This window comes from Brevibacillus sp. YAE8, from assembly GCF_057543335.1.
Genome location: NZ_BAAIYG010000074.1, coordinates 1 through 1,160 on the forward strand (window position 1 = coordinate 1; position 1,160 = coordinate 1,160).

General features: G+C 53.8%; 1 rRNA gene. It reads right to left on the reverse strand.

The window, feature by feature from the left end:
* Positions 1 to 1,160, reverse strand: a 23S ribosomal RNA gene (locus AC27IT_RS27640); the annotation flags it as partial.

Below are 1,160 nucleotides of genomic sequence, written 5' to 3' on the forward strand. Positions count from 1 at the left end.
AAATTTCCCTCGCCATCACAGCTTGCCCTTAGCGGTGTGCGGATTTGCCTACACACCAGGCTTACTGCTTGGACGGCCATCCAGTAGGCCGCTCACCCTATCCTCCTGCGTCACGCCACTCACTCAAGCGGAACAGAGGTGGTACAGGAATATCAACCTGTTGTCCATCGCCTACGCCTTTCGGCCTCAGCTTAGGTCCCGACTAACCCTGGGAGGACGAGCCTTCCCCAGGAACCCTTAGGCTTTCGGTGGACAAGATTCTCACTTGTCTTTTCGCTACTTACACCGGCATTCTCACTTCCAAGCGCTCCACCGCTCTTTCCAGTACGGCTTCACCGCTGCTTGGAACGCTCCCCTACCCAGTCCATAAGGACTGCCATAGCTTCGGTGATACGTTTAGCCCCGTTACATTTTCCGCGCAGAGTCACTCGACCAGTGAGCTATTACGCACTCTTTAAATGGTGGCTGCTTCTAAGCCAACATCCTGGTTGTCTGGGCAACTCCACATCGTTTCCCACTTAACGTATACTTGGGGACCTTAGCTGATGGTCTGGGCTGTTTCCCTTTTGACGATGGATCTTAGCACTCACCGTCTGACTCCCGGACATAAGTCATTGGCATTCGGAGTTTGACTGAGTTCGGTAACCCGATGAGGGCCCCTAGCCCAATCAGTGCTCTACCTCCAAGACTCTAATTCCGAGGCTAGCCCTAAAGCTATTTCGGGGAGAACCAGCTATCTCCGAGTTCGATTGGAATTTCACCGCTAGCCACACCTCATCCCCGCACTTTTCAACGTGCGTGGGTTCGGGCCTCCAGTAGGTGTTACCCTACCTTCACCCTGGACATGGCTAGATCACACGGTTTCGGGTCTACGGCAACGTACTTGCGCCCTATTCAGACTCGCTTTCGCTGCGGCTCCGTCTCTTCGACTTAACCTCGCACGCTACCGTAACTCGCCGGTTCATTCTACAAAAGGCACGCCGTCACTCTTTTAACGAGCTCCGACTATTTGTAAGCACACGGTTTCAGGTACTGTTTCACTCCCCTCCCGGGGTGCTTTTCACCTTTCCCTCACGGTACTGGTTCACTATCGGTCGCTAGGTAGTATTTAGCCTTAGCAGATGGTCCTGCCAGATTCACACGGGATTTCACGTGTCCCG